This is a genomic window from Streptomyces sp. NPDC034037 (assembly GCF_055575715.1).
Genome location: NZ_JBVISC010000011.1, coordinates 98,464 through 119,990, shown reverse-complemented (window position 1 = coordinate 119,990; position 21,527 = coordinate 98,464). Strand labels below are relative to the sequence as shown.

The window sequence follows — 21,527 nt, the reverse complement described above, 5'->3', positions numbered from 1 at the left end:
TGTTACGGGAGGTCAGGCGCGGGCGGCGGCGAGGGACTCATGTGCCTTCGCGGCGACGTTCTCGGCGGTGAAGCCGAACTCGGCGAAGAGGACGTCGGCGTCCGCGGAGGCGCCGAAGTGCTCCAGGGAGACGATGCGTCCGGCGTCCCCGACGTAGCGGTACCAGGTCAGGCCGATGCCGGCCTCGACGGCGACGCGGGCCTTGACGGCGGGCGGCAGGACGCTGTCGCGGTACTCCCGCGGCTGCTCCTCGAACCACTCGACGGACGGCATCGACACGACACGCGTGGCGACGCCCTCGGCCTCCAGCCGCTCCCGGGCCTCGACGGCGAGGTGCACCTCGGATCCGGTGGCGATCAACACGACGTCCGGGGTGCCCGTGGATGCCTCGGCCAAAACGTAGCCGCCCTTGGCGGCCAGCTCGTTGGCCTCGTACGTGGGCACGCCCTGCCGGGTCAGCGCCAGGCCGTGCGGGGCCGGCTTGGCCGAGCCGCGGCGCAGGATCTCGCGCCAGGCGACGGCGGTCTCGTTGGCGTCGGCGGGGCGTACGACGTTCAGGCCCGGGATGGCGCGCAGCGAGGCCAGGTGCTCGACCGGCTGGTGGGTCGGGCCGTCCTCGCCGAGGCCGATGGAGTCGTGCGTCCACACGTAGGTGACGGGCAGCTGCATGAGGGCCGACATGCGCACGGCGTTGCGCATGTAGTCGGAGAAGACGAGGAAGGTGCCGCCGTAGATCCGGGTGTTGCCGTGCAGCGCGATGCCGTTCATCTCGGCGGCCATCGAGAACTCGCGGATGCCGAAGTGGATCGTGCGGCCGTACGGGTCGGCCTCCGGCAGCGGGTTGCCCTCGGGCAGGAACGACGACGTCTTGTCGATCGTGGTGTTGTTGGAGCCCGCGAGGTCGGCGGAGCCGCCCCACAGCTCGGGGACGACCGGGCCGAGGGCCTGGAGGATCTTGCCGGACGCGGCGCGCGTGGCGAGCTTCGTGCCGGCCTCGAAGGCGGGCAGCGCCTGCTCCCAGCCCTCGGGGAGGCGGCCGGCGACGACGCGGTCGAGCAGGCGCGAACGCTCGGGGTCGGCGGCGCGCCACTCGGCGAGCCGCTTGTCCCAGGCGGCGTGCGCCTCGGCGCCGCGGTCGAGGGCCTTGCGGGTGTGGGCCAGGACGTCGTCCTCGACGGTGAACGACTGCTCGGGGTCGAAGCCGAGGACGCGCTTGGTGGCGGCCACTTCCTCGTCGCCGAGGGCCGAGCCGTGCGCGCCGGCGGTGTTCTGCGCGTTCGGCGCGGGCCAGGCGATGACCGTGCGCATCACGACGAGGGACGGGCGCTCCGTCTCGGCCTTGGCGGCGGCGAGCGCCTCGTACAGGGCCTTGACGTCGATGTCGCCGTCGGGCTGCGGGGTGACGCGCTGCACGTGCCAGCCGTAGGCCTCGTAGCGCTTGGCGACGTCCTCGGAGAACGCGGTGTCCGTGTCGCCCTCGATGGAGATGTGGTTGTCGTCGTAGAGGAAGACGAGGTTGCCGAGCTTCTGGTGCCCGGCCAGGGAGGACGCCTCGGCGGAGACGCCTTCCTGCAGGTCGCCGTCGGAGACGATCGCCCAGATGGTGTGGTCGAAGGGGCTGGCGCCCCGGGGGGCGTGGGGGTCGAACAGGCCGCGCTCGTAGCGGGCGGCCATGGCCATGCCCACCGCGTTGGCGACGCCCTGGCCGAGCGGGCCCGTCGTCGTCTCGACGCCGGCGGTGTGGCCGTACTCGGGGTGGCCCGGGGTCTTGGAACCCTGCGTGCGGAACGCCTTCAGGTCGTCGAGGTCCAGCTCGTAGCCGGCGAGGAACAGCTGGGTGTACAGGGTGAGGCTGGTGTGGCCCGGGGAGAGGACGAAGCGGTCGCGGCCGGTCCACTCCGGGTCGGCCGGGTCGTGCCGCATGGCCTTCTGGAAGAGGGTGTACGCGGCCGGGGCGAGGCTCATGGCGGTGCCGGGGTGGCCGTTGCCGACCTTCTGCACGGCGTCGGCCGCCAGGAGGCGGGCGGTGTCGACGGCACGCCGGTCGAGTCCGGTCCACTCGAAGGGGCGCTCGAAGGGGTCCAGGCCGTCCGGTGTCTGCGTGCTCATCTGTATGACTTCCTTCGCATCCGTGGTGCTTCCTCGGTGCCGGGGGGCACCGGCGGTCCGGGGCCAAAGGCCCTGGTCCAGCCACCTCCGAACTTAAAGGTCATACTTTTGCCGAGGAAGGTGCGCCCGTGTCACCGTCCGGTGAAAATGGGACAGCCGGGGCGGGCGGAAGCCGCCCGGACCCACCAGAGACGGAACAGACCCCGGGAACACGCATGACCGAGCGGGCCGACGCGCATCCGAGCGCGCACATGGGCGACGCGGAGCACATCCGTACCTACCCCTTCGACGCGAGCGCGAGCGTCTCCGGGGTGGGGATGCAGGTCGGCCCGATGGGCACGGACGGCCCCTGGGCGGGCGGCGTCGGCCTCTCCCGGCGCGTGCACCGCATCGACTTCCACGTCCTCCTGTTCTTCCGCGCGGGCCCGGTCCGCCACATGGTCGACTTCACGGAGTACGAGGTCGGGGCCGGCGACGTGCTGTGGATCCGGCCCGGCCAGGTGCACAGCTTCTCGGCGACCGACGCCTACGTCGGCACCGCGCTCACGATGCAGCCCGGTTTCCTGCCGCGCTCGATCGTGGAGGCGACGGGCCTGTACCGCTACGACCGGCCGCCGCTCCTGCGTCCAGACCAGGGCCAACTCGCGGCCCTGGACGCCTCGTTGGAGCAGCTCCAGCGCGAGTACCTGGACACCTCGACGCTGCCGCCGAATCTGCACACCTCGGTGCTGCGGCACTGCCTGACGGCCTTCATGCTGCGGGTGGCGCACGTGTCGGCGCAGGCCGCGGCCGACGAGGGCAGGCCGCTGCCGGACTCGGCGTTCTCCCGGTTCCGCGGCGCGGTCGAGCAGAACTTCACCACCAACCACAGCGTCAGCGCCTACGCCGACCAGCTCGGCTACTCCCGCCGCACCCTGGTCCGCGCCGTGCGCGCGGCCACCGGCCTGACCCCGAAGGACTTCATCGACCGGCGCGTGATCCTGGAGGCGAAGCGGCTCCTGGCCCACACCGACCTGCCGGCGGGGCGCATCGGGGCGGCCGTCGGCTTCGCGGACTCGGCGAACTTCTCGAAGTTCTTCCAGCAGCGGACCGGGGTCACGCCGGCGGGGTTCCGGTCGGAGCAGGCCTGAGGCCGCGCCCACGCCCGGGCGGGGCCCCGGGGTCAGCCTCGGCGCAGGGCCGCCAGGTACCCGCGCAGGGTGCGGCCGGTGCGCTCGGCGCTCCACAGCCTCAGCACCTCGGCGTCGTCCGACGGCCCGGCGGCGGCGATGCGCCCGTGGGTGGGCCGGTGGAGCTGGCGCTTGGCGAGGGCGTAGACGTCCGACGGCGCGCGGCTCAGCTCCCGCGCCCGCAGCAGCGCGGCGGCGAGCAGCTCGTCCGGCTCGACGAGCGTGTGCACCAGATTGACGGCGAGGGCCTGCCGGGGCGTCAGACGGCCGGCCCCCAGCACCATCGCGTCGAGCGCCGGGCCCACGGCGTGGCGTACGACCTCCAGGCACACCGTCGGGAAGGGCACCCCGGCGGCGAGTTCGGTGAGCCCGATGGAGCCGTCGGACATCAGCCGCAGGTCGCAGGCGGCGACCAGCACGCAGCCGCCGGCCAGGGCGTGCCCGTTGACCGCCGCGACCACCGGCCTCGGGTGGTCGAACAGGGCGAGGGTCGCGCGGTGCAGGGCGGGCAGGAAGGCCTCGGCGTACTCCGCCCCGCCGTCGATCACCCGCTTGAGGTCCACCCCCGCCGAGAAGGACCGCCCGCGTCCGGTGAGCACCACCGCGCGGGCGTCGGCCACGTCCTCCAGGGCCTCGGGGAGGCGGGTGAGCAGCTCCTCGTCCAGGGCGTTGACCGGCCCGTGGTCCAGGGTCAGGAGCGCGATGCCGTCGTGGTCGGAGACGTCGATCACTGGTCGGTCCTCCGCGCGGTCAGTCCGCGTAGCCGTCGAGGTCGGTGAGCGGGATCTTCGAGACCGTGTACGTGCCCTGTCCGGCCGCCACCAGTTTGCCGCTGTCGCTGTAGATGTCGCTGCGCGCGACGTAGAGCGTCCGGCCGGCGGTGACCACGTGGCCGACGGCGTAGATGCCCTCTTTGCGCACCGGCCGGATCAGGTTGATGTGGTAGTCGACCGTCAGGACGCTGAAGGTCTCCTCCATGGAGTTGGCCGCGACGAATCCGGCCGTGTCGCCGACCTCGAACATCATGGCGGCGTGCAGGAAGTCCGCGTTCTGGGTGAGGTCGCCGTGGAACGGGATGGCCACCCGGGCCCGCCCCGCCTCCTCGATCTCGATGGTCTTGTCCAGGAAGCGCGAGATCTTGCAGTTCATGCAGCAGCGCGTGAGCTTCTCGAAGTGCGTGGACACGTTTCTCCTCTGCTGGGGGGGGTGGGGGCGGCGACGCGGTCAGGGGCGGGACACGACGAGGCCCGCGTTGATCCCGCCGAAGCCGAACGCGTTGATCAGACAGCGGCGGATCTCCCTCTCGCGGACTTCGCGGGCGAGGTCGGCCTTGACGAACTCCGGGTCGGTCTCCTTCAGGTGCAGCGTGGGCGGGACGGCCTGGTGGCGCAGCGCCATGAGGGCCCCGGCGAGGTTCAGCGGCCCGTTCGCGGCGAACGTGTATCCCAGGTGCCCCTTGATCGACGTGATGACCGGCCGGTGACCGGTGTCCTCGGTGAGCGCGCGCAACGCCTCCAGTTCGGCGGCGTCGCCCTGCACCATGCCAGACGCCTGGGCGAACACGCAGTCGATCGCGGCAGGTTGTACGCCCGCGTCGGCGAGGGCGCCGCTCATGCAGCGGGTGACGTGGCGGGCCGAGATGCCGGTGAGGTCGGCGCCCCCGCTGTTGGCGTCGAAGCCGGTCAGTTCGCCGTGGATCACCGCGCCGCGCGCCTTCGCGTGCGCGCGTTCCTCCAGCACGAAGACGGCGGCCCCTTCACCGACCACGATGCCGTCCCGCGAGCGGTCGAAGGGGCGGGGCGTGGACTGCGGGTCGTCGTGCCGGCTGAGCACCCGCATCGCCTGGAAGCCGGAGTAGGTGATCGGGGTGATGACCGCCTCCGCCCCGCCGGCGACCGCCCAGGCGCGCCTGCCGGACCTGATGGCGCGCATCGCCTGCCCGATGGCCTGGCTGCCGCTCGCGCAGGCGCCGGCGACCGTGACCTGCTCCTCCTCGATGCCGTGGCGCAGGGCGATCACGCTCGCCGCCATGTTGGGGATGAGGGAGGGGATCAGGAACGGGCTGGTCCTGCGCACCCCCTGCCGCTCCTGGCGCAGGACGCCCGCCTCGATGCTGGGCAGCCCGCCCATGGCCACGCCGAGGTACACGCCGCCCCCCGGCGGATACCCCCGACGGGCCACTCCCCCGTCCGCCCCGGGCTCCGTGACCCCGTGCAGCCCGCTGTCCTCGAGCGCCCGGTCGGCGGCGAAGAGCGCGTACCGCGCGAAGGCGCTCATGCGCCCCGTCTCGAACCGGAGCGGGCCGGGTGCGAACGTGACGACGGAGTCGTCCACCTCACCGGCGTGCCGGGCGCTGAACCGGCCGGCGTCGAAGCGGGTCAGGGGAGCGATCCCCGAACGCCCGGCGACGAGGCCCCGCCACAGCTCGTCGACCGTCGAGCCGAGCGGGCACAGCACCCCCGCCCCGGTGACCACCACGCGGTGTCGCGGCACGTCCGGCTCCGTCAGGCCCGCTGCTCCGCGGCGTCCAGGGTCCGCCGTATGTACTGCTCCAGATCCCGCATGGTCTGCAGATCGTCCATGACGGACTCGTCGAAGTCGACGCCGAAGCAGTCCTCAAGGAACAGGAGCAGCTCGACCATCTTGAGCGAGCTCATGCCCTCGATGGAGTTGCCGATGTTCGACTGCGGGGTCAGATGGGACACGTCGGCCTCGACGAACTCGCCGATGTGCTGCACGATCCTGTCGAAAAGCTCCTGGTCCCGCTGGTCATCCTGCATCTGGTGCCCCTCCGGAGGTCACACGCTTCGATTCGTCGATAGGTCGGAACGGCGGGCGTTCCTCGATGATCTTTCGGCAGAGATGGCGCTGGATCTTGCCGCTGGTGGTCCGGGGCAGCTGCGCCCGCCGGATCCAGTGGAAGGTGACGCCGCTGACCCCGAACGCCTCGGCCAGCGCGGCGCGCACCTCGTCGGTGACGTGCTGCCGGTCGCGGCCCTCACCGATGCGTTCGTCGAGCAGGAGATGCAGCTGTTCGGTGCGGAGCATCGGGTCGGGGACGCCGACCGCGACGACCGCGGGGGTGCGCGGGCTCTTGGCGACGGCCTCGACGAACCTCTCGATCTGGTCGGGGACGTAGTTGCGGCCGGAGATGATCACGATCTCCTTGCGGCGGCCGGTGACGTACAGCTCGCCGTCGACCTGGTAGCCGAGGTCGCCGGTGCGCAGGTAGCCGTCCGGCCGCCTGAGCCGCTCGTCGGCCGGGCCGGTCCGCGAGGCGGCGCCCTGGTCCGGCGCCTCGGGGCGCGCGGCGTCCTCCCGTGCCGGGAGATAGCCGTCGATCAGGCTAGGCCCGGACACCTCGATCTCGCCGATCACGCGGTCGGGCAGCGGCCTTCCGTCGCCGTCCACCACCCTCAGCCGATGGCCCGGGACAGCGGGGCCCACGCACATCATGCTCATGCTGCGCGGATCACCGGCCGGGCGCGGCTCGGCGCGCCCCCGGGCCGAGACGGCCTCCGCGTCCACCCGGTCGACCGCGTAGGGCCGGTCGACGTCCGAGATGGTGGCCGCCAGGGTGGCCTCCGCGAGCCCGTACACGGGTCGCAGCGTCGTCTCGGGCAGCCCGAACGGGCCGAAGGCCGCCTGGAACTCGCGCAGGGTGGCCTCGTGCACCGGTTCCGCGCCGCACAGCGCGACACGCCAGGAGGACAGGTCGAGATCGGCGGGGGGCCGCCGCTTGGCCACCCGCGCGCAGATGTGGAACGCGGAGCTGGGCGCGGGCGAGAGGGTCCCCCGGTGCCGGCTGATCCAGCGCAGCCAGGACATCGGGTTGCGCAGGAAGTTGACCGGGTCCGCGAGCACCATCGGGATGTGGGCGTGCAGCGCGTACGAGATGCCGATGAGGCCCATGTCGTGGAAGAGGGGGAGCCAGCTCACCAGTGAGTCGTCGGGTCGCGCGTGGATCGCCTCGGCGATCGCCCGGACGTTGGCGGTGATGTTGCCGTGCCGGACCATGGCCAGCTTGGGCGCGCCGGTCGAACCGGAGGTCGCCTGGAGATGGGCCAGGGACGCGGGGGTCGCCCGGGGCGTGCCGAGGGCGACGGGTTCCCCGCGCAGCCCCTCGGGGGTGGTGACCGCGACCGGCAGGAAGGCGCCGAGCATGTCGGCGAGTTCGGGGGCCGCGACGACCGCGGTGGCCCGCGCCTGGTCGGCGATGCCGCGCAGAGGGGCCGCGTGGTGCGGGCCGCTCCCGGCCGGTTCCGCCGCGATCACCGGCACGACACCGGCGTAGAGGCAGCCCAGGTAGACCGCGAGGAAGTCGCGTGAGGTGGGCAGGACGAGGAGGACGCGGTCCCCCTCCCCGATGCCGTGCGCCCGCAGCCCGGCCACGGTCCCGGCGACGAGGCGGCGGACGTCGGCGTAGGTGAGGGCGAACTCCTCCTCGGACCGCTCGATCACGTGGAACGCCGGCCGGTCGGGGGTGCGGTCGGCGTGGTCGAGGAGGGCGCCGATGACGGTCCGCGCCGGGTGCTGCGCCGTCATCGGGCGTATCTCTTCACGAATTCGACGTCGGTGCTCTTGGACGAGCGCGCCAGCCACTCGCGCAGCTCCCCGTGCCGTGCGTCGAAGTCGGCCTTCAGCAGGTCCTCCCGCAGGGTTCCTGCCGCCGTGTAGTACGGCTTCTCCAGCTGTTCGAGGAAGTGGATGTGCCGGCGCATCCCCTCCCGGCCGCGGTCCACGCTGCGGGAGTAGGCCTTCAGGCGGGCCCGCCGCTGGGGCCGCGTCTCGATCTCGAACGCCCGCTTGAAGAAGATGTCGTAGCTGTCGAGGATGCCGCGCTGCAGTTCGCTGGGGCGCATCTCGCGCGGGAAGATCCCGACGAAGGAGTAGTGCTGGTAGGTCGGCACCTCCATGATGATCCGGTGGTCCTCGACGTCCTGGCGCGCCCCGTACAGCAGGTTCTGGAAGGGGTACTCGGCGAGGCAGACGAACACCGGGTGCATGATGCGGGCCTCGGCGCACCAGCGGGCGGTGGCCTCGATGGCCGGCCGGTCCTGGACGTCGAGCCCGAAGATGATCGCGGAGTGGATGGCGATGTCGTTCTCGGCGAAGCGCAGCAGGCGCCGGGTCTGCTCGGAGGGGTCGACGCGCTTGTTGAACGCCTGGAGCACGCTAGGGTCCTCCGACTCCACGCCCAGGCAGTACTCGTCGAACCCCGACCGTTTGAGGTCGAGCACGAGATCCATGTCGTCGGCGTGGTTGACCCGGCTCATGGCGATGAACTTGTAGTCGCGGTCCCGGAAGGTCTCGGCGATTTCCCGGCAGTAGTCCTTGCGGGTCGTGAAGTTGAGGTCGGTGACGTAGAAGCGGTTGCACCCGGTCTGCCGGTAGATGGCGTCCAGTTCGGTGCGGACGTCCTGTGCCGTCTTGGTGCGGAAGCGGCGTCCCAGCAGGCGGATGGCGTAGCAGAAGGAGCAGGCGAAGGGGCAGCCGCGGGACATCGAGACGGTCGCCCAGTGCAGTTTCGGCGCGCCGGCCAGGAATTTCGGGTTGATGGCGGTGGCGATGTTGCCGTAGCGGGCGATTTTGTTCACCACGAGGTCACCGTCGGCCCCGATGTAGGCCAGGTTGTCGACCTCGGTGAGGGGGTCGCCGTTCTCCAGCGCGTTGATGAGCTGGACGGCGGGGATCTCGCCCTCGGCGATCACCGCGTAATCGGCGTAGCGCAGTGCCTCGTAGGGGGCGAATGCGGCGTGCGGGCCGCCCATGATGACCACGCAGCCGGGGCGTTTGGCGCGCTGGATCAGCTCGACCGTCTCGATGTTCGACCAGAAGTGGGTGGCGAGTGCCGAGACGAGGATGTAGTCGTACTCGGCCAGGGGGAAGTCCTGCGGTTTCTGCCCCCAGAACATCTGGCACATCTCGACCCGCGCGTCCGGGAATTCCTGCTGGACGAACGAGGCGACGTAGTAGATGCCGTCGTTGTACGTCGTCGCCAAGGTGGACGCGTCGGGATACGCCTCGTGGAAACTCAGTTGGACGCAGAGGATGTTGAGGCTTCTCATGCCGGCGATCCCGACGGGCTCAGCGGCGTCGAGCGATGACGGCGCGCGAACTCCCGGCGCACCTTCGCCTTCATCTCCTGCTTGAGCGTGGCGGCGATGCGGTCGGGGTCGTTGACCTTGCGCTGCGCCCAGGCGAGCAGGTCGCGGGCCTCGCTGCGGTTCATGTTCGGGTGCTTCCACACCAGGTTGTACAGGTCGTGCTTGCTGAGGTCGGGCTCGTCGACCAGGTGTTCCATCTGCCGGTAGAGGCGGGTGCCGTGGAACGGGGTCAGCAAGGTGAGCTGGCAGGCGAACAGCCCCTCCTCGCTGAGCTGTTCGATGTCGAACTGCATGTCCTCGATGGTGTCCTCCGCGAAGCCCACCATGAAGGTGCCGAGGGCGCGGCGGCCGTTGTCGATCAGTTCGCGGACCGTCTGGCGGACGTTGTAGACGTCGTCGCGCTTCTTGACGTCGGCGACGTTCTTGTCCCGGTACGACTCGATGCCGACGATCGCCCCGTCCATGTAGCGGTCGGTCAGCTCGGGGATACGGCCGCGGATCAGGTCGGCGCGGGTGAGGCAGATCCAGGGGAGTTCGCGCTCGGCGAGGGCGTCGACCACCTGCTCGGCCAGGGTATTGGTGAGGAAGAAGCTCTCGTCGTAGATGATGACGTGGGCGACGTCGGCGTCCCGGTAGGCGTCGAGCGCCGCGTAGGTGTCCTCCATGAAGATGGCTTCTTCTTTGGGATTGAAGATCGGCGTCGAGCAGAACGTGCACCCGATGTTGCAGCCGCGCTTCGAATACAGATAGCCGACCGGGGACTTGAGCCCGCGGAATCCGCTCTCGCCGATCATGGCCGGGTGCCGCACCCGGGGCAGTGGCGTGCCGTAGACGTATTCGTGGATCGGCGCCTCGCCCGCGCCCTTCACCTTTTTGGTGAAGTAGGCGTCAATGCCCGGGGAAAGGACGCCGTAGTTCCCGGCCCATATCTCGGGGACACCGGCCTCACGTGCCGCCTTGGCCATCTCGATGGCGACCGGGGTGGACCAGGTGTAGAAGCTGACGCCGACCATGTCCCATTTCTCGGACCGTAAGGCGGCGAGATATTCGTCCCAGGTCGGGTACTCGAGGATTTCGACGTCGGGGACATTGTGCTTGATGAAGCGGAGCCCGGTCGGAGGACAGGTGACGGAGAGCCGGTCCTCCAGATCCACCGCACATGTCCAGGCCATATAGGTGTCGGTCCGGTCGTACCAGTTCCCACCGACACCGTCGGGCTCGATCAAAGCCTCTTTCGGAGCGGTCGTGAGGAGCACTCTCTTCATCTGCCGACCCCTGTCGCCACGAAACTGCGCTGTTTATGGACAGCCTATTTCAGGCATGGCCGTGTCCGACCGGCCCGCAATAGCAAAAACGATTTCGTTTAGCATGCACAGACTTTGGACTCTAGGATCGGCTGAATATGCCTGTCAACCCGCGCACCAAGCCGGTTATGGCCGCCACCGCATTCACGCCAACCGGCCGGCGCCCGCGCTTCTTGATCGGAATGCCTGGTCTCCCGGTGAGCGGACCGTACGCCGGTTCGAGAGCCGCTCGGGGCTCCGGGCAACTCGGCCAAAACCATGCGGGAGCACGTGGGGACCGGGGCGGCAAGCGCTCTACAGCCCCGCCAGCGCGTTCCACCGCTTGGCGAACTCCGTGCGCTCCTGCGGCGTGATGTCCCGCGCGATGGCGAGCCGCGCCCGCATGGCGTCGTCCGGGAAGATCAGCGGGTCCTCCGCGAGGGCCGCCCGCTCCTTGTCCTTGGCGGAGGCCAGGACGTCGCGGGCCGCCGGGACGGGGCAGACGTAGTTGACCCAGGCGGCCAGGTCCGCGGCCACCTCGGGGTCGTAGTAGTGGTCGATCAGCCGCTCGGCGTTCCGCTTGTGGCGCGCGAGGTTGGGGATCATCAGGGACTCGGCCCACAGCTCGGCGCCCTCCTCGGGGACGACGAACTCGATGTCCGGGTCGTCCGCCTGGAGCTGGATGACGTCACCGCTGTAGGCCTGGCAGGCGAGCACGTCGCCGCTGGAGAGGTCCTTGATGTAGTCGTTGCCGGTGAAGCGGCGGATGTGGTGGCTGCGCACCAGCTTCTCGACCTTGTCGCACATCCGGTGGAAGTCGTCGGCCGTCCACCGGGTGACGTCGACGCCGTCGCCCTGGAGCAGCAGCGCGAACGCCTCGTCCAGGCCGGAGAGCAGCGTCACCCGGCCCTTGAGGTCGTCGGCCCACAGATCGGAGACGTGCTTGACCTCCCGGCCGAGCTTCCGCTTGTTGTACGCGATGCCGGTGATGCCCGACTGCCAGGGGACGGTGGACCTGCGCCCCGGGTCGAAGTGCGGCGAACGCAGCAGCGGGTCCAGGTACTTGGTGACGTTGGGCTGGCGGGAGCGGTCCATCTCCTGCACCCAGCCGAGCCGTACGAAGCGGGCGCACATCCAGTCGCTGATGACGATGAGGTCGCGCCCGGTCTCCTGGTGGTTCATCAGGGACGGGCTGATCTTGCCGAAGAACTCGTCGTTGTCGTTGATCTCCTCCGTGTAGCGGACGTCGATCCCGGTCCGCCGCTCGAAGGCGGCGAGCGAGGGGCGCCGCGTCGTGTCCTCGTCGTCCGTGTCGATGTAGAGCGGCCAGTTGGCGAAGGCCAGCCGCCGGTCCTCGGCCGAGCGGTCACGGGCGGAGCGCTCCTCCGGCGCGATGTACGCGGCGGGCACTCCGCAGCCCGCGAGCGTGCCGAGGGCCGCGCCCCCGCCGAGGGCGCGCAGCAGGGACCGGCGGGACACGGGGGCCATGGGGTTCGCTCGCACTCCGGCAGCATGCGCCCGCCCGTGTCCGCCGGGCAATGGACGCTGCGTCGAGCGGGGCGCGGCTGACCCGACACCCTGTCGACCGCCGCGTCCTCGCGCGGCTCACCCGGCGGGCTCCAGCCGGGCCGCGAGGTCCCCGGCGGTGACCCGCTCCAGCGGGGCGGCGTCGACCGGGCCCGGGTAGAGGCGGTACACCGTGCCGGCCGCCGCCCCGCGCGCGCCCGCCAACTCGCCGTGCAGCAGGGCGAGAAGGACGCGGCGGCCGGTCACCTCGGGTTCGGCGCGCAGCGCGTCCGGTTCCCAGCCGTCGCGCACGCGCAGCGCGAAGTCGGCGCGCGGTTCGTCCGCCGCGCGGCGGTAGCCCCACAGGACGTGGCCGCGGCCGCGTACGTACACCTCGCCGTCGGTGCGGGCGGCGGCCGTCCAGCACGCCAGGTCCCACAGGGTGGCCCGGCCGCACGGCCGGAAGGTGTCGAGCAGGTCGTTGCCCAGGCGCCGGATCGGTTCGCGGTAGCGCCACACGTCGTGGCCGGTCCCCGTGGTGGCCAGGGTGACGTCCGCCCACCACGCGCGCCGTGCGCGCAGGTCGACGATCATCGGGACGCGCAGCTTCGCGTCGCCGGCGAGGTCGAAGCGCTGCCGCACGGTCCGGGGGTCGTAGGCGGCCCGCTCCTTGCCCCGCACCGCCATGAACCCCGCGAAGGCGTCGGGGAGTTCGTCGAAGGGCACGTCGTTGTACGAGAGGACGGCGGGCACGACGAACCGCACCCCGACGTGCGCGAGCCGCGGCAGGTCGAGGTCCAGGTACTCGGTGGCGCCGTGCGGGGCGGGCGCCGACGTCAGGTCCCCGGAGTGCCGGGCGGCGCCGCCCGCGTACTCCAGGTGGGTGTAGTCGCACAGGCCGACGAAGCGCCACAGGTCGTCGTAGAGCGCGACGGACAGGTCGAGGTCGACGCGGGTGCCCTTGGGCTGGAGCCAGTGCAGGAAGAGCCGGACGGTCTCGCCGTCGGCGGGCAGGGGCAACGAGCTGCCGCGCGGCACCGCGACCAGCGAGGCGGCCGAGGCGCGCTCGGCGAACGGCACGGGCAGGTCGGCGAGGGAGGCGTCCAGGACGGCCAGGTCGTAGCGCTGCCCCTGCCGCGCGGCGAGGCGCCGGACGGCCTCGGCCGCGATCAGCTCCCCGGCCCGGCCCGCCACCAGCGGGGGAAGCGGCGGCCGGTGGTCCTCGACGGCGTAGGCCTTGGTGACCCGCCCGCGCGGGAAGAAGACGCGGCGGCGCCCCGGGGCGGTACGGACCTTCATGCGGCCGTACGCGCCGAGCAGCGGGCCCGGCGCGGTGCGGGGCAGGGCGTGGGCGAGGGCCTCGGCGAGCGGCTCGGGCAGGGTGGTCGCGCCGGAGCGGGCCAGCAGCAGGTCGAGGCGGCGCAGGAGTTCGCCCGGGCGCTCGCGCAGCAGGGCGGCGGCGGAGGTGACGTCCCAGCGGTCCAGGGCCTCTTCGACGCGGCTCTGCCAGGTGACCGCGCGCAGCCGGTCGCCCACGAGCCGGACGTCGTCGTGCCGGGCCGCCTCGGTCAGCAGCACCTCGCCGAGCGCGCCGGCGTCGAGGCGCGTCCCGCGCAGCACGGCGAAGGCGAGCGCCGCGCGGGCGTGCCGGTGGGCGCCCTCGAAGGGGTGCAGGATCTCGCCGGCCCGCTTCCAGGCGTGCGGGTGGCGGGCCATGTCCTCGGTGAGGCGCCCGAGGTCGAGGCGGTCGAGCAGACCGAGCAGTTCGCGGCGCACGGGGCGCGGAAGGCCGCGCAGGCGGGGCGGTTCGAGCAGGTCGGGGTCGCCGCCGGACCGTACGACGAGAATGCGCAGGATGTCCGTGGCGGTGTCCGCGTACCGTCCGACGAGGGGCCGCGCCTCGGGGACGTCGAGGAGCGGGGCGAGGGCGAGGGCCTTGCTCTCGCGCAGTGGCACGGCCTCGGGGAGCCAGTCGGCGGCGGCGAGCGGGTCCGTGTGCCCGAGGAGCAGGACCAGGTCGTCGTGGTCCTGGGGGCTCAGGGGGGTGCGGCGGGCGAGCAGCGCGGAGAGTTCGGCGGCGGTGTCGCCGGGCTCGGTGCGGCGCAGGACGCGCAGGACCGGGCCGCCGTCACCGCCGGGTCCGGCGCCGGTGTCGAGCCACGGGCGGGTGGGCCCGTCCGTCTCGTAGCGGTTCTCGCAGACCGGGCAGGCGTACCAGACGCAGCACTCGTCGCAGCAGCCCCAGTCCTTCTCCTTGCCCAGGCAGTCGTCGCACAGGAGATGGGCGCAGGGCCCCAGAGCGCGGACGCGGCCCTTGGTGTTCGCGCAGTTCATGCAGGGCTGGTGCGGCTGGGCGGCCAGGCGCGCGAGGACGGCCGAGGCGTAGCGGTCGTGGGCGAGCCGGTAGGGGATCTCGTCGGGGAAGCGCTGGAACAGCGGGGCGTGCCGGCGGTCGGAGCCCATGAGGGTGTCGACGTCGGCGAGCAACCCCCGGCCGGTCGCGGCGAGGTCCGCGGCGGACAGGCCGGCCAGCGCGCGGCGCAGGCCGGTGGTCAACAGGTGCCCGCGGTCGGCGAGTTCGGCTTCGAGGACGACGACACCGGCGTCGGTCTCGGCGGACCGCCCGGGCCCGGAAGGCACGTACACGCTCTGCCGGCGGCGCAGCAGCAGCCCGGCGAGGTCGTCGGACGTCATCGGATCCCACCCCCGTGGCGCGTGGAGAAGCGGGGGCGGGGAGTGGATGCGCTACGGATCTTTTCGCATAAGAAGGAAGAAGGAAGCACACCGCGGAGCCGCCCCCGCGTACACAACGGTACGCGGGGGCGGAGAAACGGTCACACGATTAAGCACCGGACGGCGGGACGCCCCTGAAGGGACGCGGGGAACGGTCCGACTAACCGAGGGACGTCATCACGTGCTTGACGCGCGTGTAGTCGTCGAACCCGTAGGCCGAAAGGTCCTTGCCGTAACCGGACTTCTTGAAGCCGCCATGAGGCATCTCGGCCACGAGAGGAATGTGCGTGTTGATCCAGACGCACCCGAAGTCCAGCACCTTGGACATCCGCATGGCGCGCGCGTGGTCCTTGGTCCACACGGAGGACGCCAGCGCGTAGTCGACGCCGTTGGCGTACTCGACGGCCTGCGCCTCGTCGGTGAAGGACTGCACGGTGATGACGGGGCCGAAGACCTCGTTCTGGATGATCTCGTCGTCCTGCTTGAGGCCGGAGACGACGGTCGGGGCGTAGAAGTAGCCCTTGTCGCCGACCCGCTGGCCGCCCGCCTCGACCTTGGCGTGCGCGGGCAGCCGCTCGATGAAGCCGGCGACCTGCTTGAGCTGGTTGGCGTTGTTGAGCGGGCCGTAGAGCACGTCCTCGTCGTCCGGCTGCCCGGTCTTCGTGTCGGCGGCGGCCTTGGCGAGCGCCGTCACGAACTCGTCGTGGATGGACTCGTGGACGAGCACGCGCGTGGCGGCCGTACAGTCCTGGCCCGCGTTGAAGAAACCGGCGACCGAGATGTCCTCGACGGCCTTGGCGATGTCGGTGTCCTCGAACACGACGACGGGCGCCTTGCCGCCCAGCTCCAGGTGGACCCGCTTGAGGTCCTTGGCGGCGGACTCGGCGACCTGCATGCCGGCGCGCACGGAGCCGGTGATGGAGGCCATCGCGGGGGTGGGGTGCTCGACCATGGCGCGGCCGGTGTCGCGGTCGCCCGTGACGACGTTGAAGACGCCGGGCGGCACGATGGAGCCGATGATCTCGGCCATGAGGACGGTCGAGGCGGGGGTGGTGTCCGACGGCTTCAGCACGACCGTGTTACCGGCCGCGAGGGCCGGGGCGAACTTCCATACGCCCATCATCATGGGGTAGTTCCACGGCGCGACCTGCGCGCAGACGCCGATCGGCTCGCGGCGGATGATGGAGGTCAGGCCCTCCATGTACTCGCCGGCGGCGCGCCCCTCCAGCATCCGGGCCGCGCCCGCGAAGAAGCGGATCTGGTCGACCATCGGCGGGATCTCCTCGGACCGCGTGAGTCCGATCGGCTTGCCCGTGTTCTCGACCTCGGCGGCGATCAGTTCCTCGGCCCGCTCCTCGAACGCGTCGGCGATCTTCAGCAGGGCCTTCTGCCGCTCCGCGGGCGTCTGGTCGCGCCAGGCGGGGAACGCGTCGGCGGCGGCCTTCATGGCGGCGTCGACGTCGGCCTGACCCGACAGCGGCGCGGTGGCGTACGCCTCGCCGGTCGCCGGATTGATCACCTCGGTGGTCCGTCCGTCGGCCGCGTCCCGGAATTCTCCGTTGATGTAGTTGCGCAGACGGCGCAGCTCGGTGCTCACTTCCGGCCCTCCAGTCAGATGTCCAGTGGATGAGACACCCACAGTAGTCGCTGTACCGACGCTTTCAACATACCCGGCGCCCCACAACTGCGGAATCCGTGAGGATTGAAGTCTCAGACAACGAATTTCATCGGTTTGGTCTTGCGGAAGTGACGAGACGTCGTGCACAGTGAAGTCGTGGCCAGTCGCAGCGCAGACCCCAACAGCCCCCGCGGCTCCCGCACCGGAAATCCGGGCGGCAGCGGCAATGGGAACGGCACCCCTCCGGTGGACGCCGTCTCCCTGGCGATCATCGAGCAGCTCCAGGAGGACGGACGCCGTCCGTACGCCGCCATCGGCAAGGCCGTGGGCCTGTCCGAGGCGGCCGTGCGCCAGCGGGTCCAGAAGCTGCTCGACCAGGGCGTGATGCAGATCGTCGCCGTCACGGACCCGCTCACCGTGGGCTTCCGCAGGCAGGCGATGGTCGGCATCACCGTCGAGGGCGACCTCGATCCGGTGGCGGACGCGCTGACGGCCATGCCGGAAGCCGAGTACGTGGTGATGACCGCGGGCTCGTACGACCTCCTGGTGGAAATCGTCTGCGAGGACGACGACCACCTCCTGGAGGTCATCAACAAGCGCATCCGCGCCCTCCCCGGCGTGCGCTCCACCGAGAGCTTCGTCTACCTCAAGCTCAAGAAGCAGACCTATATGTGGGGAACCCGATAGCCGTGAGCAAGGACCTCAGCCAGACCGCGTACGACCACCTGTGGATGCACTTCACCCGCATGTCGGACTACGAGAACGCACCCGTGCCCACCATCGTGCGTGGCGAGGGCACCTACATCTACGACGACAAGGGCAAGAAGTACCTGGACGGCCTGTCCGGACTCTTCGTCGTCAACGCCGGCCACGGCCGTCACGAGCTGGCGGAGACCGCCTACAAGCAGGCGCAGGAGCTGGCCTTCTTCCCGGTGTGGAGCTACGCCCACCCCAAGGCCGTCGAGCTGGCCGAGCGCCTCGCGAACTACGCGCCGGGCGACCTCAACAAGGTCTTCTTCACCACCGGTGGCGGCGAGGCCGTCGAGACCGCGTGGAAGCTGGCCAAGCAGTACCACAAGCTCACCGGCAACCACACGAAGTACAAGGTCATCTCCCGCGCGGTCGCCTACCACGGCACCCCGCAGGGCGCCCTGTCCATCACCGGCCTGCCGGCCCTCAAGGCCCCCTTCGAGCCGCTCGTGCCGGGCGCGCACAAGGTGCCGAACACCAACATCTACCGCGCCCCGATCCACGGCGACGACCCGGTGGCCTTCGGCCGCTGGGCCGCCGACCAGATCGAGCAGGAGATCCTTTTCGAGGGCCCCGAGACGGTCGCGGCCGTCTTCCTGGAGCCGGTGCAGAACGCCGGCGGCTGCTTCCCGCCGCCGCCCGGCTACTTCCAGCGGGTGCGCGAGATCTGCGACAAGTACGACGTGCTGCTCGTCTCCGACGAGGTCATCTGCTCGTTCGGCCGCCTCGGCACGATGTTCGCCTGTGACAAGTTCGACTACATCCCGGACATGATCACCTGCGCCAAGGGCATGACCTCGGGCTACTCCCCGATCGGCGCCTGCATCATCTCGGACCGGCTCGCCGAGCCGTTCTACAAGGGTGACAACACCTTCCTGCACGGCTACACCTTCGGCGGCCACCCGGTCTCGGCCGCGGTCGGCATCGCCAACCTCGACATCTTCGAGAAGGAGGGTCTCAACCAGCACGTCCTCGACAACGAGGACGCGTTCTACCAGACCCTGCGCAAGCTGCACGACCTGCCGATCGTCGGCGACGTCCGCGGCAACGGCTTCTTCTACGGCATCGAGCTGGTGAAGGACAAGGCCACCAAGGAGACCTTCAACGACGAGGAGACCGAGCGCGTCCTGTACGGCTTCCTCTCCAAGGCGCTCTACGACAACGGCCTGTACTGCCGCGCCGACGACCGCGGTGACCCGGTCGTCCAGCTCGCCCCGCCGCTGATCTCCACCCAGGAGACCTTCGACGAGATCGAGGGCATCCTGCGGCAGGTCCTCACGGAGGCCTGGACGAAGCTCTGACCTTCGGCCGATCGGGCGTGATTGTCCGATCAGCACCGGCCCGGGGGCGCCCGTTCGAGTGAGAACGGGCGCCCCCGGGCCGCGTCCTTTCCGGGCAAGTCCGCCCGAATCCCTAGCGTGCCCAGTGACCGATCGGCCCCGCCTTCGTTCCCCCGTACGGGGGAGGCAAACTGATCTGAACCGAGGTGTACGCCATGGTGGCCCCGCCGGACAACGACGTGCTGCGGACACGCGCACTGCACGTCACACACAATGGCTCCCCCGCCCTCACCGGCGTCTCGCTCGGTGTCCGCGAGGGCGAGATCCTCGCCGTGAACGGCCCGCGCGGCAGTGGCAAGACGACCCTGCTGCGGTGCCTGTCGGGCCAGCTGCCGCCCCAGCAGGGCGAGATCTGGTTCAACAGCACCCCCGTGCACACCATGGGTCCCCTGGTGCGGGAGCGGCTGCGCCGGGAGCGCTTCGGCTGGATCGACCCCGCGCCCCACCTCGTGCCCGAACTGACCGCCTGGGAGAACGTCGCCCTGCCGCTGCTGCTGCGCGGCGCCCCGCACCGCGTCGCCAGGCCCGCCGCCCAGGAGTGGCTGGACCGCCTCGACGTCGGCGGCTGCGCCCGCAAGCGGCCGCACGCCCTCCACCAGGCCGAGCGCCAGCGCGTCGCCGTCGCCCGCGCGCTCGTCACCACACCGGCCGTGATCTTCGCCGACGAGCCGACCGCCCCGCTGCACCGCGCCGACCGCGCGCACGTCCTGCGTACGCTGATGACCGCGGCCCGCTCGCACGCCATCACGGTCGTGCTCGCCACGCACGACCCGGACCTGGCCGCCCTCGCGGACCGCACCGTCGCCCTCCTGGACGGCCGCCTCGTCAACACGCTCCAGCTGCCGCCCCTCACCGACACCCTCGCCTCGACGGGCCCGGCGCGGGACGCCGGAGCGGCGGCCTCGGCGGAGAGCGCCGACGGCGACCCCACGGACTCCCCCGACTCCGGCGCACCCGCTCCCCCCGGCTCCCAGGACGCGGGGACCCCGAGCACCACGGACCTCGCGAACAGTACCCCGGACACCGAGAGCGCCTCGGACGACCCCGACACCTCGGGCGCCCCGGCCTCGGACACCTCCGACACCTCGGATGCCTCGGACACCCCGGACACCCCGGATGCCCTGGATGCCTCGGGTACGCCGGGCACCTCGGGCACCCCGGCCTCGGACACGTCCGACACCTCGGATGCCTCGGACGCCTCGGACACCCCGGATGCCCTGGATGCCTCGGGTACGCCGGGCACCCCGGCCTCGGACACCTCCGACACCTCGGGTGCCCCGGGCACCCCCGGCACCCCCGGCACCCCAAGCGCACCGACCGCCTCGGGGACCCCCAGCACGCCAGCCGCCTCGGACACCTCAGACGCCTTGGATACCGCAGACACCCTGCACGCCTCGGCCGCCCCGGGCGCCTCAAGCACCCCGAGCACCCCCAGCACCCCAAGCACCCCGAACGCCTCGGGCACCCCCGGCACCACCGGCACCCCGGGCACCACCGGCACCACCGGCACCCCAGGCGCCCCGAAAACCCAGAGCCGCACCTCGGACGCCCCGGACAGCCCGGACGCCGCGAGCGCCCCGGACGCCCCCCATGGCCCAGGCACCTCCCAGGACCCGGGGGCCCCGGACGCGCCGCGTGGCGGGGCGCGTCCCGGGGCCGGTGTCCGCGACGCGGAAGGTCGGGCCGCGTGCTCGCTCTCCGTCTAGCCCGCGGGGCGCACCCCCTCGTCCAGCTGCGGCGGCTGCTCGTCGCCGGCGCGTCCGCCGGCACCGGTTTCCTGCTGCTGTGCACCCTGGCGTACGCCATGCGGCACCCGGGGGCCGGTTCCGTGCTGCGGCTCGCCTGGTGCGTCGCGCCGCTCGCCGCGACCGTGTACTTCGCCGTCGCCGTGGCCCGCGCCGACCCGGGCACCCGGCCCCGCGCCGGGCTCTCCGCCGTGGGCCTCGGCCCGGGGCGCCTGATGGTGCTCGCCGCGATCTCCACGGCCTTGGCCTGCGTACTGGGCTCCCTGGTGGCGCTGCTCGGCTTCCTGCATCTGCGCGGCGACCTGACGGGCCTGCCCTTCGACGGCGCGGCGGCCGAACTCCTCGCCGCCGACCGGCCGTTGCCGCTCGCCGCCGCGCTGACCCTGCTCACCGTAGTGCCGGTCGCCGCCTCCGCCGCGAGCGCGGCCGCGCTGCGCCCCGCGTCGGACAAGGCGGGGGCGTCCGGCGCCCGGACCGCCGAGGCCGCGCAGGAACCGGACGCCCCCGCCCCGACCCCGAGCGGTCTGCCCTGGGGCGTCGCGCTGCTCGCGGCGGGCCTCGCCGTGGAGACGTACGCGGGCAGGTCCGGCGCCGGCTCGGGCCTGCCGCTGCCGGGCGGCGGCGTCACGGGCGACCCCGCGGGCGTCCTCGCCGGCTGGGCGCTGACCGCGCTCGGCCTCGCGCTCGCCGGCCCCGGCCTCACCCACCTCTGCGGCCGGATCCTCCAGGCGGCACGGCCGGGCGCCGTACGGCTGCTCGCCGGACGGGTCCTGCAGGAGGAGGCCCGGCGCATCGGACGGCCGCTCGGCGTGCTGTGCGCGGTGGCGTCGGGCGCGTACGCCTGTGCCGTGCTGTACGCCGGTCCGCGCCCCGGCATCGGCCCGCTCACCGCCCTCGGCGGGCTGCTCGTGGCGGGCTGTGCCGTGCTGACCCTGCTCACGGCGGCCGTCGAGGCCCGGCAGTCCCGCGCGGACACCACGGCGGCGCTGTTGCGGCTGGGGGCGCCCGCGACGGTGCTGCGCGGCTCGGCGGCGCTGCGGGCCGGCGCGCTGACCGCCGTCTTCGCCCCGCTGACCTGGATCGTCGCGGAGCTGGCGGCGCTTCCGCTCACCCGTTGAGAAATTTGTGCGAGAAAAAGCGCGACGAGCGATGAGTTCGGTGCCGGTC

The 21,527-nt window shown here is 71.7% G+C and carries 15 protein-coding genes and 1 pseudogene; 5 read left to right on the top strand and 11 right to left on the bottom strand.

Going from position 1 to position 21,527, the window contains the following annotated elements:
• Positions 1–12: 12 nt before the first annotated feature.
• Positions 13–2,109, bottom strand: coding sequence for a transketolase (gene tkt, locus ACZ516_RS30405; RefSeq protein ID WP_361083319.1), 2,097 nt, complete (start codon positions 2,107–2,109; stop codon positions 13–15).
• 215 nt (positions 2,110–2,324) lie between these two features.
• Here tkt and ACZ516_RS30400 point away from each other — a divergent pair, with 215 nt between their 5' ends.
• Entirely contained in the window at positions 2,325–3,239 is a 915-nt protein-coding gene (locus ACZ516_RS30400; protein ID WP_469012741.1) for a helix-turn-helix domain-containing protein, read from the top strand.
• A 32-nt stretch (positions 3,240–3,271) separates the two neighbouring features.
• On the opposite strand, the gene ACZ516_RS30395 is transcribed toward ACZ516_RS30400, so the two are convergent.
• The 10 genes from ACZ516_RS30395 to ACZ516_RS30350 form a co-directional block, all read right to left on the bottom strand.
• Positions 3,272–4,009 (bottom strand): enoyl-CoA hydratase/isomerase family protein, encoded by a 738-nt coding sequence (locus tag ACZ516_RS30395; protein WP_361083315.1) that lies wholly within the window; start codon positions 4,007–4,009, stop codon positions 3,272–3,274.
• A 19-nt stretch (positions 4,010–4,028) separates the two neighbouring features.
• The gene (locus tag ACZ516_RS30390; RefSeq protein ID WP_358579167.1) at positions 4,029–4,463 is read right to left on the bottom strand and encodes a PaaI family thioesterase; all 435 of its coding nucleotides are present in this window, start codon (positions 4,461–4,463) and stop codon (positions 4,029–4,031) included.
• Between the two features lie 39 nt (positions 4,464–4,502).
• On the bottom strand, positions 4,503–5,771 hold the full coding sequence (locus tag ACZ516_RS30385; RefSeq protein ID WP_361083312.1) for a beta-ketoacyl-[acyl-carrier-protein] synthase family protein: 1,269 nt from the start codon (positions 5,769–5,771) through the stop codon (positions 4,503–4,505).
• A gap of 11 nt (positions 5,772–5,782) precedes the next feature.
• Positions 5,783–6,058: an acyl carrier protein gene (locus ACZ516_RS30380; RefSeq protein ID WP_469012739.1), complete on the bottom strand. Its 276-nt coding sequence runs from the start codon at positions 6,056–6,058 to the stop codon at positions 5,783–5,785.
• On the bottom strand, positions 6,048–7,823 hold the full coding sequence (locus ACZ516_RS30375) for a fatty acyl-AMP ligase (protein WP_469012736.1): 1,776 nt from the start codon (positions 7,821–7,823) through the stop codon (positions 6,048–6,050). The genes ACZ516_RS30380 and ACZ516_RS30375 overlap by 11 nt, the downstream gene beginning before the upstream one ends.
• Positions 7,820–9,346 (bottom strand): B12-binding domain-containing radical SAM protein, encoded by a 1,527-nt coding sequence (locus tag ACZ516_RS30370; protein ID WP_469012735.1) that lies wholly within the window; start codon positions 9,344–9,346, stop codon positions 7,820–7,822. Before ACZ516_RS30370 ends, ACZ516_RS30375 begins: the two co-directional genes overlap by 4 nt.
• The gene (locus tag ACZ516_RS30365) at positions 9,343–10,650 is read right to left on the bottom strand and encodes a B12-binding domain-containing radical SAM protein (RefSeq protein WP_361083306.1); all 1,308 of its coding nucleotides are present in this window, start codon (positions 10,648–10,650) and stop codon (positions 9,343–9,345) included. Before ACZ516_RS30365 ends, ACZ516_RS30370 begins: the two co-directional genes overlap by 4 nt.
• A 333-nt stretch (positions 10,651–10,983) precedes the next feature.
• Complete coding sequence (locus ACZ516_RS30360; RefSeq protein ID WP_358579234.1) at positions 10,984–12,147, bottom strand: ABC transporter substrate-binding protein; 1,164 nt, start codon at positions 12,145–12,147, stop codon at positions 10,984–10,986.
• Positions 12,148–12,273: 126 nt separating this feature from the next.
• Positions 12,274–14,868 carry an MXAN_6230/SCO0854 family RING domain-containing protein gene (locus tag ACZ516_RS30355; RefSeq protein ID WP_469012732.1) on the bottom strand — a complete coding sequence of 865 codons (2,595 nt, stop codon included), beginning with the start codon at positions 14,866–14,868 and terminating at the stop codon, positions 12,274–12,276.
• A 199-nt stretch (positions 14,869–15,067) separates the two neighbouring features.
• Positions 15,068–16,504 (bottom strand): gamma-aminobutyraldehyde dehydrogenase, encoded by a 1,437-nt coding sequence (locus ACZ516_RS30350; RefSeq protein WP_358579152.1) that lies wholly within the window; start codon positions 16,502–16,504, stop codon positions 15,068–15,070.
• A 162-nt stretch (positions 16,505–16,666) separates the two neighbouring features.
• Between ACZ516_RS30350 and ACZ516_RS30345 the strand changes: the two genes are divergently transcribed.
• The 4 genes and pseudogenes from ACZ516_RS30345 to ACZ516_RS30330 all read left to right on the top strand — a co-directional run bounded on the left by ACZ516_RS30345 (position 16,667) and on the right by ACZ516_RS30330 (position 21,478).
• Positions 16,667–17,212, top strand: coding sequence for an Lrp/AsnC family transcriptional regulator (locus ACZ516_RS30345; RefSeq protein ID WP_358579149.1), 546 nt, complete (start codon positions 16,667–16,669; stop codon positions 17,210–17,212).
• Positions 17,197–18,576, top strand: a complete 1,380-nt coding sequence (locus ACZ516_RS30340; RefSeq protein ID WP_361083301.1) for an aspartate aminotransferase family protein — start codon at positions 17,197–17,199, stop codon at positions 18,574–18,576. Before ACZ516_RS30345 ends, ACZ516_RS30340 begins: the two co-directional genes overlap by 16 nt.
• Before the next feature lie 194 nt (positions 18,577–18,770).
• Positions 18,771–19,487, top strand: a pseudogene (locus ACZ516_RS30335) (ABC transporter ATP-binding protein); the annotation flags it as partial.
• An 815-nt stretch (positions 19,488–20,302) separates the two neighbouring features.
• On the top strand, positions 20,303–21,478 hold the full coding sequence (locus tag ACZ516_RS30330) for a hypothetical protein (RefSeq protein ID WP_361083299.1): 1,176 nt from the start codon (positions 20,303–20,305) through the stop codon (positions 21,476–21,478).
• Positions 21,479–21,527 lie beyond the last annotated feature (49 nt).